General features: G+C 64.7%; 9 protein-coding genes. 5 read left to right on the top strand and 4 right to left on the bottom strand.

From position 1 onward, the window contains the following. On the top strand, nucleotides 1-282 hold a 282-nt coding region (locus C100_RS26985), incomplete at its 5' end, for an ATP-binding cassette domain-containing protein (RefSeq protein ID WP_024018131.1). On the opposite strand, the gene C100_RS26980 is transcribed toward C100_RS26985, so the two are convergent. After that, entirely contained in the window at nucleotides 268-2,079 is a 1,812-nt protein-coding gene (locus C100_RS26980; RefSeq protein WP_024018130.1) for a diguanylate cyclase, read from the bottom strand. The two genes, C100_RS26985 and C100_RS26980, sit on opposite strands and share 15 nt — an antisense overlap. A gap of 125 nt (nucleotides 2,080-2,204) precedes the next feature. On the opposite strand from C100_RS26980, the gene dnaE reads away from it, so the two are divergent. Beyond that, complete coding sequence (gene dnaE, locus C100_RS26975) at nucleotides 2,205-5,747, top strand: DNA polymerase III subunit alpha (RefSeq protein ID WP_024018129.1); 3,543 nt, start codon at nucleotides 2,205-2,207, stop codon at nucleotides 5,745-5,747. A 589-nt stretch (nucleotides 5,748-6,336) separates the two neighbouring features. Beyond that, a complete protein-coding gene (locus C100_RS26970; protein WP_235218990.1) occupies nucleotides 6,337-6,879 on the top strand; it encodes an MAPEG family protein in 543 nt (180 codons plus the stop codon). Nucleotides 6,880-7,143: 264 nt separating this feature from the next. Here C100_RS26970 and C100_RS26965 read toward each other — a convergent pair whose 3' ends face one another. Beyond that, the gene (locus C100_RS26965; RefSeq protein WP_024018127.1) at nucleotides 7,144-8,211 is read right to left on the bottom strand and encodes a PA0069 family radical SAM protein; all 1,068 of its coding nucleotides are present in this window, start codon (nucleotides 8,209-8,211) and stop codon (nucleotides 7,144-7,146) included. 46 nt (nucleotides 8,212-8,257) lie between these two features. Continuing rightward, a complete protein-coding gene (locus C100_RS26960) occupies nucleotides 8,258-9,385 on the bottom strand; it encodes a 2OG-Fe(II) oxygenase (protein ID WP_037529493.1) in 1,128 nt (375 codons plus the stop codon). Nucleotides 9,386-9,487: 102 nt separating this feature from the next. Here C100_RS26960 and rnr point away from each other — a divergent pair, with 102 nt between their 5' ends. Further along, a complete protein-coding gene (rnr, locus tag C100_RS26955) occupies nucleotides 9,488-11,800 on the top strand; it encodes a ribonuclease R (protein WP_024018125.1) in 2,313 nt (770 codons plus the stop codon). 22 nt (nucleotides 11,801-11,822) lie between these two features. On the opposite strand, the gene C100_RS26950 is transcribed toward rnr, so the two are convergent. After that, a complete protein-coding gene (locus C100_RS26950; RefSeq protein WP_024018124.1) occupies nucleotides 11,823-12,278 on the bottom strand; it encodes a universal stress protein in 456 nt (151 codons plus the stop codon). A 185-nt stretch (nucleotides 12,279-12,463) separates the two neighbouring features. Here C100_RS26950 and C100_RS26945 point away from each other — a divergent pair. Further along, a partial coding sequence (locus C100_RS26945; RefSeq protein WP_024018123.1) for a biotin/lipoyl-containing protein occupies nucleotides 12,464-13,003 on the top strand: 540 nt, incomplete at its 3' end.

The following is a 13,003-nucleotide window of genomic DNA, read 5'->3' as shown; positions in this document are numbered from 1 at the left end:
CGGCTCGACCACCGGCCCAGCCAGTTGTCGGGGGGCGAGCAGCAGCGCGTGGCGGTTGCTCGGGCGCTCGCCAACCGGCCGGCGCTGGTGCTGGCGGACGAGCCGACCGGCAATTTGGACGAGCGCACAGCCGACATCGTCCTGGGCGAATTTCTGCGGCTGGTGCGTGGCGAAGGGTCCGCTGCGCTGGTCGCGACGCATAATGAACGGCTGGCGCAGAAGATGGACCGCGTGGTCCGGCTGCACGAAGGCCGGCTGGAGACGATGTTAGGCGGCAGCTGATGCCGACGGGTCGCGTTCGGCCGCCACCACGATCCGATCCCGGCCATCCCGCTTCGCCCGCAGCAGTGCGGCGTCGGCGGTGCGGAGCAGTCGGTCGGCGGCGCCATGGTCGGGAAAGGCGGCAAGGCCGAAGGATGCCGTGATCGCTCCCAGCGCCTTACCGCGATGTTCGACCCGCAGATTACGGATTTCCTGCTGAACCTGAGCCGCGCGCTCCAGCGCCTGATCGGGCTGGAAGCCGGGCATCAGCAGCACGAACTCTTCCCCGCCCAGGCGGAAGGCGTTGCCCTTTTCGCGCAGCGCCTGGCCCAGCACGCCGCCCACCGCCTGAAGCACGGCGTCGCCGGCATCATGGCCGAATTCGTCATTGAAATGCTTGAAATGGTCGATGTCGAGGATGAGGCAGGAGAGCGGAGTCCCGTTCCGCTCGGTCTGTTCGACCTGAAATTTCAGCACCTCGTCAAAATGGCGGCGGTTGGCGAGACCGGTCAGCGCATCGGCCATCGCCATGTCGCGCAGCGCGTCGCGCAGACGCAGGTTGGCGAGGGCAAGGCCGATATTCTCGGCCAGCATCTCGATATATTTCTCGGTTCGGGCGACTTCGTCGGGAAGCGCGTCCTGCGCGCGCTCGAGGTAGAGCAGGCCGATGCTTTCGCCCTGCGCGATCAGTGGGATGCAAAGCGTCGCCGCGTCCGCCATTCCGTCCAGATGGTCACAGGGAATGTCGATTGCATCGCCGGCCGGGCGGTGGGGCTGGCCGCGGCGCAGCGCCCAGCAGGCCGAGGGCGGGAAATCGGCGCGCGACTGCGCCGGCACGCCCCACTGGCAGACCTGCTGCATCATGCTGCTGCGGCTGTCCTGAATGTAAAGGCGGCCGGCGAAGAGCGGTGCGATCTCGGGGGTGAAGCGGCGCACGACTTCGGCCAGGTCGCGCATATTGTCGCAGCCCTGAAGCCGCTGGGTCATGCGGGACAGCAAGTCGCGCATCGCCCGATTGTCTTCCTGTTCCTGCTCCAGCCGCTGTCGTTCCAGTCCGTTTTCACGAAAGATGCGGATCGCCTGCGCCATATCCCCAATTTCATCGACCTGGCGCAGGTCGGGGGGAATGGCGGCATAGTCCTGGGCGGCCAAGCGGGTCACGACGTCGCTCAGTCGGACCACGGGGTGAAGAATGCGCTGTTTCAGAATGAAGTAGAGAACGCACAGGAACAGCAGGGCCGTCGCGCCAAGCATGATTTCGGACATGGTGCGCCACAGCCGCGCCGAGTCGGTTGCGGTTGCCACCGCCTGGTCGGTGCGATGGTCGAGCATATATTGGAATTTGGCGACCTGCGCCGCGACCCGGTCCATCTCGCGGCCATATTCATCCCCGAACAGGATCGCCCGCGCGGTTCTGTCCTTGCCCTGTTGCGCCGCCTTCAGCGCGACCTCCTGCTCGTCCAGCAATGCGTCGGCCCAGTGCAGCGCCTGCTGGAGCGCCTGTAGTTCGGTCGCGCTGGCGCCGGCATCCTTAAGGTGCTGGACGCGGTCCTCGACCGACTTCAACTCCGCCAGTTCGCGGCGATAGACGATCATGTGGCTGGGATTGCCGGTCACGACGAAACCGCGCGCCTGTTCGCTGAGGCGATAAACATCCTCTTCCAACGTCGCGGTGAGTTGATCGAACGTGGCGCGCTGGGCGACGGCGGCGCGCTCGCGCTCCTCTGCGCCGGACGCAAGGAGCATGGTCGTACCCGAAAGCAGGGTGAGCGCAACGGTCGCGCCATAGGCCCAGTTGGTGATGGTGGAAAGACGCATGGTCGCGCGAGCTTAGGTGCGATAGGTTGGGAATTGTTTAACCCTTGGCGCCGGATCGGATTGTCCACAGCTTTCGAGTCCGAGGGGGCTGGCGCCGACTCATGGTCGGCGCCTAGAGTGACGCCATGCCTCATGCCGCTTTCGTACCGCTTCGCGTCTTTTCTTCCTTCACCATGCTCGAAGGGGCGATCGACCCCAAGAAGATCGCCAAACAGGCCAAGGCGCTCGGCTTTCCTGCGGCCGCGATCACGGACCGGAACGGCCTCTACGGCTCGATGGCCTTTTCCGACGCCTGTAAGGGCGAAGGGGTGCAGCCGATCATCGGCGCGATGCTGGGCGTGCTGCGGCCGGGGCGGCCGGCCAATGCGACGCCGGTGCATGACTGGGTCGCGCTCTATGCGCAGGACGCCAGGGGCTACGACAATCTGTGCGCGCTGGTGTCGATGGCGCATCTCGACCGCCCGGTCGAGGAAGTGCCGCACGTCTCGCTGGACATGCTGGAGGGGCGAACCGATGGCCTGATCGCGCTGACGGCGGGCGGGGAAGGGGCGCTTGCGCGGCTCTTCGCCGAAGATCAGCCCGACGCGGCGGTCGCCTATGCCGAGCGGCTGGAGACGCTGTTTCCGGAGCGGCTTTATGTCGAAATATGCCGTCGCCTCGATCCGATCGAAGGCAAGGCGGAGCCGCATCTGCTCGACATGGCCTATGCGCGCGACCTGCCGCTGGTGGCGACCAACCCCACCTGCTTTGCCGAGCCGCATTTCCATGAAGCGCATGATGTGATGCTGTGCATCGCCGACAGCGCCTATGTCGAGACGCCCGATCGGCGCACCAGCTCGCCCGACGCCTGGATGAAGCCGGCAGGCGAGATGAAGCGGCTGTTCGATGATTTGCCCGAGGCGCTTGCCAATACGTTGGTGGTCGCCCAGCGCTGCGCCGTGGCGGCGCCCAAGCGCAAGCCGATCCTGCCCAGCCTGGCCGGCGACATTGAGGGCGAGGCGCGGATGCTGCGCGATCAGGCGACGGCGGGTCTGGAAGCGCGGCTCGCCAGGGCGGGGATCATCGGCGAGGAGGCGCGCAGGCCCTATTTCGAGCGGCTGACGTTCGAGACCGACATTATCATCCAGATGGGCTTCCCCGGTTATTTCCTGATCGTTGCCGACTTCATCAAATGGGCGAAGGATCATGATATTCCTGTGGGACCGGGCCGTGGTTCGGGCGCCGGTTCGCTGGTCGCCTGGGCGCTGACCATCACGGACCTCGATCCGTTGCAACTGGGCCTGCTGTTCGAGCGGTTCCTGAACCCGGAACGTGTGTCGATGCCCGACTTCGACATCGACTTCTGCGAAACCCGACGTGGCGAGGTGATCCGCTATGTCCAGCAGAAATATGGCGCGGATCATGTGGCGCAGATCATCACATTCGGTAAGCTGAAAGCGCGCGCCGTGCTCAAGGATACGGGGCGCGTGCTCCAGATGAGCTATGGCCAGGTCGACCGGCTCGCCAAGCTGGTGCCCAACCATCCGACCGACCCCTGGACGCTGGAACGGTCGCTGAACGGTGTCAGCGAGTTCAGGGCGGAATATGATAATGACAATCAGGTCCGTCGCCTGATCGACTATGCGATGAAGCTGGAGGGTTTTCCGCGCCACAGTTCCACCCATGCGGCGGGCGTGGTGATTGGCGATCGGCCTTTGAGCCAGTTGGTGCCGCTTTACCGCGATCCGCGGTCCGACATGCCGGTGACGCAGTTCGACATGAAATATGTCGAAGGCGCTGGGCTGGTGAAATTCGACTTTCTCGGCCTCAAGACGCTGTCCGTGTTGCAAAAGGCCGTGCAGTTGCTGGCGGCGCGCGGCGTGACGGTCGATCTCGATACGCTCGCCTGGGACGATCCGGCGGTATATGAACTGCTCCAGCGCGGCGACACGGTCGGTGTGTTCCAGCTGGAATCGGAAGGGATGCGCAAGACGCTGGCGGCTGTGCGCCCCACCAGTTTCGGTGACATCATTGCGCTCGTGTCGCTCTATCGCCCCGGTCCGATGGACAATATCCCGATGTTCGGCCGTCGTAAGAACGGGCAGGAAGAGATTGAATATCCCCATATTCTCCTGAAACCGATCCTCGAAGAAACCTATGGCATCTTCGTCTATCAGGAACAGGTGATGCAGGCGGCGCAGATACTGGCCGGCTACTCGCTGGGCGATGCGGACCTGTTGCGCCGCGCCATGGGCAAGAAGGTGAAGTCCGAGATGGACGCGCAACGGTCGCGCTTTGTCGAGGGCTGCGCGGCGAGCGACATTCCGGCGGCCAAGGCGAACGAACTGTTCGACTTGATCGACAAATTTGCGGGCTATGGCTTCAATAAATCCCATGCGGCCGCCTATGCGCTGCTCGCCTATCAGACGGCATGGCTGAAGGCGCATTATCCGGCGGAATTCTATGCCGGGTCGATGGCGTTCGATATTCATCTGACGGAAAAGCTGACCGTTTTTGTCGATGATATGCGGCGCATGGGGCTGACCTGCCTCGCGCCGGACCTCAACCGGAGCGAGGCCGACTTCACCGTCGAGGCCGTGCCTTATGAGGGCGAGGACGCGCGGCTGGGCTTTGCCGTGCGCTATGCGCTGGGCGGTCTGAAGGGCGTGGGCGAAAAGGCGATGGAGCAACTGGTCGCCGAGCGGGACGTGGGCGGGCCGTTCAAGAGCCTGGATGACTTTGCCGACCGGATCGAGCCGCGGATGCTCAACCGGCGGCAATTGGAAAGTCTGGCGGCGGCGGGTGCGTTTGATGGCATCCATGCCGACCGGGCCGGTGTCCATGCGGCGGCGGAGACCATCCTGTCGGTCGCGTCCAGTAACGCACAGGCGCGCGAAAGCGGGCAGGGTGGCCTGTTCGGCGACGGCGACACGCCCCAGGCCGATGTGCGGGTGCCGCCGCACCAGGCGTGGACCGTGGCGGACCGCATGGCGCAGGAGAAGGAGGCGTTCGGCTTTTATTTCTCCGCCCATCCGGTCGACCGCTATCGCCATCTGGCCGAGGCGCGGGGCGCGCGCAGCTATGGCGCCATCTGCCAGGCGCCGATGCCCGCGCCCAATGCGGAAGGGCGGGTGATGACGATCATGGCGGCGATGGTCGAGGATGTGCGCTGGCGTGAGACGAAGCGCGGTGCGCGCTATGCCAGCGCCACCTTCTCCGACCAGAGCGGCCAGTTTCAGGCGAGCTGCTTCGACGAGGATGGCTGCAAGGCGATCGAGGAGATGGCGCGCGACGGCGATTGCGCGCTGCTGGTGGTGGAACTGGACCGGCTGCCGGGCGAGGAAACGCCGCGCGTGACCGTGCGCAGCGTCGAACCCTTCCGCGCCATCGCCAGCGCGTCGCGGATGGAACTGACTGTCGATGTGGAGAGCGAGCAGGCGGTCGAGGCGCTGGCCGCATTGCTCGCCGGTGCGGATGGCGGACGCAGCGAGGTGTTTTTGCGCGCGAAAGTAGACGGGGGGCAGGCGGCGCGGGTGTTTCTGGGCGACCGTTACAGTCTGGGCGCCGACCAGGTGGACGCGATCGCGACCCTTGCCGGCGTGTCGATCCATCAGTTCGAGCGAATGGACGTGAAGGCCGACGGCTATCGCACCCGGACGCGGCGGTCGGGGATGCGGCTGGTGGGGTGATTTGCGACGAGTCGGCGTTGGAAAACGCCACGGGCCGAAGTTCACACCGTCGTGGGGCAAATTTGGCCCGTTTCGCCCCAATAGTATCGCTGACGCGCCAGTGAAGTAACGCCGACGCGTCAGTCACGCCCCGGTTGGGCCCCGGCGACGCAACGGTAACGCGCCTGTCGCGTGACCGGCGCGGGTTGGCGAGGGCGGGAAGGCAGTGCTGTTCCATCGCACAGGATAGAGCAGACAAAATCCTACATTTAAAGCTGGCGGGATGCGGGATGAAGGCTGACGATCAGCATGGCGAGCAGAAGCGGCCCCGGATTTTCCTATTGCCCCGGACCTGATCCGGGAGCCGCCTCTTTGTGATCGGCGCGAAAAATGAAACGGGATGCCGGGTCACGCCCGGCATGACGAGATCAACAACATGGTGTCCGTCAACGAGCATTTTTGTTACTCCGGCAGATCATCAGCGTCCTTGAAGCCGGACACTCATTCAGATGGTTCGTATAAGGCTGAATGACGAAATCTGGTGGATTGCGGTCGGACAGCTTTGCTTTCTGGTGTTAAAAAGCTGCTATTCGTCCACCATGAGACAGCAGTGAAGAAAGGGCAGATGACGGAGGTGGGTGACTTCAAGCAAGAGCAACAGGGTGTAGCGTTGGCGATGGCCAGCGCACTCGCTACCGCGATTTTGGTTTTAGGTGCCGTGGCGATGACCAATGCGACAGCGGAAACCTTCGTTGCTCGTCTACAGTTTGCTATTCGAGCTGATGTGTTCGTGATTATTTGGCTGGGGGCAGCGATAGCCAATGTTGCCCGGCTGCGATTTTTCTCCGAACCTGATATCGGCGGAAGCAGCGCCGACGCGGGGTCTGACAAGGTTCGGATTGCGGGATCGATCCTCCAAAATACGTTCGAGCAAGTCGGCTTGGCTATAGTCGCCCATATGATCGTGGCCGCAACTTTTCAGCGGTCTAACGCGCTTATTGTGGCATTAGTCTGCCTTTTTGCGATCGGACGCATCCTGTTTTGGGCGGGCTATAGATATGGGGCCAAGGGCCGCGCATTCGGGTTCGCCCTGACATTTTATCCCACGGTCCTAGCTTTGCTGACTTCGGCCACAGCGATCCTGTTCGCGTAGACGGTCTCACGCTGTGAACGGCAGGTTTCAGGGAGTTCTGGACGCGCTTTAAATGGCCGACTCCAGGCGATTGTTGCCGGAAGATTTGTTACCGCGCAGCGTCAGCTATCGCCGGCTATGTATCCAGAAGTTGACTGTCCGAAATCCACCTTGACCGTCTTCCTGCGATCGAAGGGCGGCCGTTGGCCAATGCTGGAGTCCGTCTCCTGATCTGCCGTCGAGCGGGGGATGACGGCACAGATCGGTGCGGCGCCTCTTGCCCCGTTACAATAGCCGCATCTGCGCGCCTTCCGGTGGCCGGAACAGGTCGGTGCGCAGCGTCAGCCGATCGCCGCCCAGCCCCGCGCTACGGCGTGCCTTGATGAAGCGGGCGCGGATAAGGTCGGCCCAGACGCCCCGGCCCTTCATCCTGCTGCCGAAATTGGGGTCATTGTCGCGACCGCCGCGCAGATCGCTGATGATCGCCATGACCTTGCCCGCGCGGTCGGGATGATGTTCGTCCAGCCAGGCGCGAAACAGCGGGGCGACCTCATGCGGCAGGCGAACGAGGATGTAGTTGATGTCGCGCGCGCCCGCGGCGGCGACGCGGGCGACCAGGTTTTCGATCTCATGATCGTTGATGGCGGGGATGATCGGAGACATGTTCGCCGATACGGGAATGCCGGCTTGCGCCAGGCGCGCGATCGCCGCGATCCGGCGTTCGGGATGCGGCGCGCGCGGCTCGAGCGTGCGGGCGACCTTCGGATCGAGCGACGTGACGGAGATCATCACCGCCACCAGATTGTCGCGCGCCAGGTCGGCGAGCAGGTCGATGTCGCGCAGGATGCGGTCCGACTTGGTGGTGATGAAGGTGGGGTGCCGGGTTTCGACCAGCACCTCCAGCACCTGCCGCGTGACCTGCCAATCCTTTTCGATCGGCTGATAGGGATCGGTATTGGTGCCCATGGCGATGGGGCTGACGACATGGTTCTTTTTCGCCAGTTCGGCGCGCAGCAGGGCGGCGGCGTCGGGCTTGGCGAAGAGTTTGGTTTCGAAGTCCAGCCCCGGCGACAGGTCGTGATAGGCGTGGGTGGGCCGGGCGAAACAATAGATGCAGCCATGTTCGCATCCGCGATAGGCGTTGATCGACTGGCTGAAAGCGATGTCGGGCGAGGCGTTGCGGGCGATGATGGTGCGCGGCCGCTCCACCGTGACCTGCGTCCTGATCCGGCCGCGCGGACCGTCGATCGCTTCGGCCGCATCGAGCCAGTCGCCGTCCTCCTGTCGTTCGGGCAGGTTGAAGCGGCGGCTTTCGCCATTGAGCGTTGCGCCTCTTCCCTTTTCCACGGCCATGGCATGAAGCTAGAACATATCAGGAACATTGGCAAGCGCGGGTGGCTCAGAACGAAGGCGTCTCCTCGCTTTGGGATTCCAGCCCCGAACGATAGCCTGCAACCTCTGGCGTGACGAAGCCGATATTGCGTTCCCGCAACCGGGCCGCGTCCTCGTCATAGAAAAAGGGCAGGAAGGCGTAGCGCCGGCCCCGCGTCACCGGCAGTGCTTCGTGCAGGAGCGAGCAGGAAAAGACGATCGCGCCGCCGGTCGGCGCGCGATAGCGGCGCTGGCCGAATTCGGGAAAGCATAATTCGCCGCCGTCAAACGCCTCTTCGTTGAGGTTGATGGTGCAGGCAAAGCGCCGATGCGCCGTGCCCTTGGTCGTATTGTCGCGATGCGGCCTGAAATGGCTGCCTTCCCGCGCGTCGTAACAGGCGACCAGAAAGCGTTCGATACGGGTCGCATCGAACTGAAAGGCGCGCTGGATCATCGGGCGCAGGGCGATATTTATCCGCGCCTTGAGCAAATCGACCATCGCCTGATCTTCGATCACCTGGTCCCGCCGCCGCTTGTGGTTGTGATCCACGCGCAGCATGGTGATGCCGTTTTCTTCCCGCATGAAGCCGGAATCCTCCCCGCCGGTCTGGTCATGCAAAGCGATCAGGCGGCGGCAAAGGTCGCGGTCGAAGACATTGGGGACCACCAGCACGGGCGCGGCGGCTTCGGGTGCTGGCTGCCCCTTCATCGCGCGCAGTCGTTCGAACAGCGCGCCGCCTTCGGCCAGATCGGCGACCTGGTGAACCCGCATCAACGGGTCGACAAGCAACCAATGGGGGCGGTAGCGGTGACGACCATCTTCTTCTTCCCGACAGGCGCCAAGCAGGGTGGAGATGGAGCGATCATAATCCAGTAGCCAGCGAATGCCCGGCAGCCTCTGTGCGATGCGCTCCTCGTCGGCATCGCCCTGATCGATGGTAACGCCGAAAAAGGAAGCGCGTTCGTCGTCGAACAGATCGCGATGCGCCTGAAGCAGGTCCAGTGCCGCACCGCAGGGGGCGGCCGTGCCGGTGCCCATCAAAAGCAGCACGAACCAGCGTCCCGCAGCCGTATGGAGGGCGTAGCGGGGATTGCCGTCCAGAGCGGCGCCATGGAACCAGGGCAAGGGTTCGCCGGGGATCAACAGGCGGTTCATGGTCGGCATGATGCGTCGCGGCCGGTGCGGCGGCAAGCGGTTTCGCCTCGGCCCGACGATGCCCCACTGGCGCCGGCGCGGTTGCGACCCTATAGCTGTTCAATGGCATCCAACCAGAAACAAAAGACGTCCCGTTCCGCCGGCGCGCAGGTCCGGCCCGCCGGCTTTCCCACCCGCGATCAGGTGATGGCCTTCATCGCCGAATGCGATACGCCCGCGGGCAAGCGCGAGATCGCCAAGGCGTTCGGCCTGAAAGGGCAGGAGAAGATCGCGCTCAAGGCGCTGCTCAAGGACATGGCGGACGAAGGGCTGATCGACATCGGCCCGGCGCGCGCCTTCCACAAGATGGGTGGCGTGCCCAAGGTGACGGTGCTGCGGATCGTCGATGTGGATGACACGACGCTGATCGCGACGCCCGAGCGCTGGGAGGCGGAGGGGCAGCCCGCGCCGCGGCTGCGCGTGCTCGAGCGTGGAAAGCGCGGCGCTCTGACCATCGGCGACCGCGTCCTGGCCCGCACCGAGGAGACCGGCCGGGGCTGGGTCGCCCATGTGATGAAGAAGCTGGCCAAGGCGAGCGAGGAATTGCTGGGCGTGGTCGAGGAAATGGCCGACGGCAAACTGTGGCTGCGCCCGGTCGACAAGCGCATCCGCAAGGATACGCCGATCAGCGACGTGGGCACAGCCAAGCCCGGCGATCTGGTTCTGGCCGAACCCCATGGCCGCCCGCCGCGCATTTTCGCGCGGGTCACCGACATATTGGGCGATCCGTTCGCGCCGCGCAGCTTCAGCCTGATCGCGATCCACAAACATGGCATCCCCCATGTGTTCCCGGAGCGGGTGGAGGAGGAAGCGGTCAAGGCGTCGGCCCTGCCGCTGCATGAGGACAAGCGCGAGGATTTGCGCCACCTGCCGATCGTCGCGATCGACCCGGTCGATGCGCGCGATCATGACGATGCGGTCTGGGCTGCGCCGGACGAGGATGAAGCCAATCCGGGCGGGTATCGGGCGATCATCGCCATCGCCGATGTCAGCTATTATGTGCGCCCCGGCAGCGCCCTGGACAAGGAAGCGCGCAAGCGCGGCAACAGCGTTTATTTTCCCGATCTGGTGGTGCCTATGCTGCCGCATCAATTGTCATCCGACATGTGCTCGCTGCGCGCGGGGCAGGACCGGGCGGCCATGGCCTGCCACCTGACCATCAATGCGCAGGGCAAGGTGACGGCGTGGCGCTTCACGCGGGCGGTGATCCGGGTGGCGGCGGTGCTGGCCTATGAAAATGCGCAGGCCGCGATCGACGGCGAACAGGATAACGCGCTGCTGGAACCGGCGTTGAAGCCGCTCTGGGCCTGCTGGGCGCTGTTGCGGAAAGCGCGGGAGGCGCGCGATCCGCTGGCTCTGGACCTGCCGGAGCGGCGGGTGGTGCTGGACGAGGCCGGCAAGATCGTCAGCGTCGCGGTGCGCGAACGGCTCGACGCGCATATGCTGATCGAAGATTATATGATCGCGGCGAACGTCGCGGCGGCCAAGGCGCTGGAAGCGAAGAAGGCGCCGGTCATGTATCGCGTGCATGAAGCACCGGGCCGCGACAAGCTGGTCGCGCTCAAGGAATATCTGGCCACGTTCGACATGGATTTTGCGCTGGGCCAGGTGATCCGGCCATCGACCTTCAACGCGCTGATCCGCAAGATCGCGGAGTCGGAGGAGAAGGAGCAGATCATGGTCCAGATTCTGCGCAGCCAGACCCAGGCCTATTATGCGCCGCAGAATATGGGGCATTTCGGCCTTGCGCTGGGCAGCTACGCCCATTTCACCTCGCCCATTCGCCGCTATGCCGACTTGCTGGTGCATCGCGCGCTGGTGGGCGCCCACGGGCTGGAACTGCCAGCACCCAAGGGCGGGGTGATCCCGGATCGATCATCGCTCAGCCAGGATGATTATGAGAATATGGGCCGGGTCGGCGAGATGATTTCAGGCCATGAACGCCGGGCGATGGAGGCCGAGCGCGAAACCGTCGATCGCTATGTCGCGGCCTATCTCGCCGCCCATGTCGGTGAGGTGATGCCGGCGCGGATCACGGGCGTTCAGAATTTCGGCTTTTTCGCGACGGTCGAGGGGCTGGGCGGCGACGGGCTGGTGCCGGTATCGACGCTGGGCGCGGAACGCTTTTTCTATGACGAGGCGGGCAAGGCGCTGGAAGGCGTGGAGACGGGCGAACGCTATGCGGTCGGGCAGCGGCTGGAGCTAAGGCTGGCGGAGGCCGACCCGATCAACGGATCGCTGCGTTTTGAATTGCCTGACGTGCCCGCGCCGCGCGGCGGGCCGATGAAGCGGGACCGGACGAGGCCGGGGATCAAGCGCGGGCGGCCTACCAATATCCGGCATATCGGGGCGAAGCGCGGGAAGCATAATCGGTAGAACCCGACCCTCCCGCACCTTATCAGCTCAGCCGGTCGATCGCCTCTGCATCCAGGCCGCCGGGGATGATCATGATCGGGCACGGCAGCTTGCCCGTGTCGGCGCCGGTGAAATGGGCGACCAGCTTGCCCGGATTGCCGATCGCCGCCGCGCCCAGCACCAGGGCGGCGACATCGTCCATTTCCTCCAGCGTCTTGCGCACGACCGCCACGGCTTCGCCCTGTCGCACGGTGATGCTGGGACGGATGCCGGATTCGTTGGAGAGCGTGCCCGCCGCACTGGTCACCAGCGCTTCGGCGCGTTGCAGCGCTTCATCCTCCATCGTCGCCTGGACCCCGCCCCATTGCACGAATTCGGCCGGCGGGATGAGCGCCAGGATACGCACCGCGCCACCGGTCTTGGCGGCGCGACGCGCGGCGAAGCGCAGCGCCGTTTCAGCCTCCGGCGATTCGTCCACGACAACCAGATATGTCCGCATTTCTTATCGCCCCCGCGTTGAACTTATGGCCTCGACGGTCGGGAAAAACCCGTCAACGAACCAGTCAGGTGAAATGTGGGGTATAAACCCGCCTTCCGCAAGCGGTCGCTTGACCGATCCGGCGAATGCGTGGAAACGGGGCGGCAAATGGCGCGAGCCGATAATCAAGAAGAGGCCCCGAACGCATGAGCAAGACGATCCAGATGCCCGCTTTGTCCCCGACCATGGAGGAAGGGACGCTGGCCAAGTGGCTGGTCAAGGAGGGCGACACGGTGTCGTCTGGCGATCTGCTGGCGGAAATCGAAACCGACAAGGCGACGATGGAATTCGAGGCGGTGGATGAAGGCATCGTCGCCAAGATCCTGGTCGCCGAAGGGGCGGAGGGCGTGAAGGTCGGCACCGTCATCGCCATCATCGCCGAAGAGGGTGAAGATGTGGCGACCGCCGCCGCCGCCGCTGATGGCGCGAGCGCCGATGCCGCCCCCGTACCCAAGGCCGATCCCGTTCCCGCGAAGGCCGAAGCGGCCGCCCCCGCCCCGAAGGCGGACGCTGTTCCGGCTCAACCCGCAGCTGCTGCTGCGCCTGCTTCGGAGGGCCGGGTGAAGGCCAGCCCGCTGGCCCGCCGCCTGGCGGAGGCCAAGGGCGTCGATCTGGGGACCGTTGCCGGCTCCGGTCCCAATGGCCGCATCGTGAAGGCGGACCTGGATGGCGCCGCGCCGACCGCG

Source organism: Sphingobium sp. C100, from assembly GCF_000508185.1.
Taxonomy (GTDB): domain Bacteria; phylum Pseudomonadota; class Alphaproteobacteria; order Sphingomonadales; family Sphingomonadaceae; genus Sphingobium.
This window is presented reverse-complemented; position numbering and strand designations above follow the sequence as displayed.

Coding starts and splice junctions, on each gene's coding strand:
- C100_RS26980 (WP_024018130.1), bottom strand. CDS start 2,079: ATGCGTCTTTCCACCATCACCAACTGGGCCTATGGCGCGACCGTTGCG.
- dnaE (WP_024018129.1), top strand. CDS start 2,205: ATGCCTCATGCCGCTTTCGTACCGCTTCGCGTCTTTTCTTCCTTCACC.
- C100_RS26965 (WP_024018127.1), bottom strand. CDS start 8,211: ATGGCCGTGGAAAAGGGAAGAGGCGCAACGCTCAATGGCGAAAGCCGC.
- C100_RS26960 (WP_037529493.1), bottom strand. CDS start 9,385: ATGAACCGCCTGTTGATCCCCGGCGAACCCTTGCCCTGGTTCCATGGC.
- rnr (WP_024018125.1), top strand. CDS start 9,488: ATGGCATCCAACCAGAAACAAAAGACGTCCCGTTCCGCCGGCGCGCAG.
- C100_RS26950 (WP_024018124.1), bottom strand. CDS start 12,278: ATGCGGACATATCTGGTTGTCGTGGACGAATCGCCGGAGGCTGAAACG.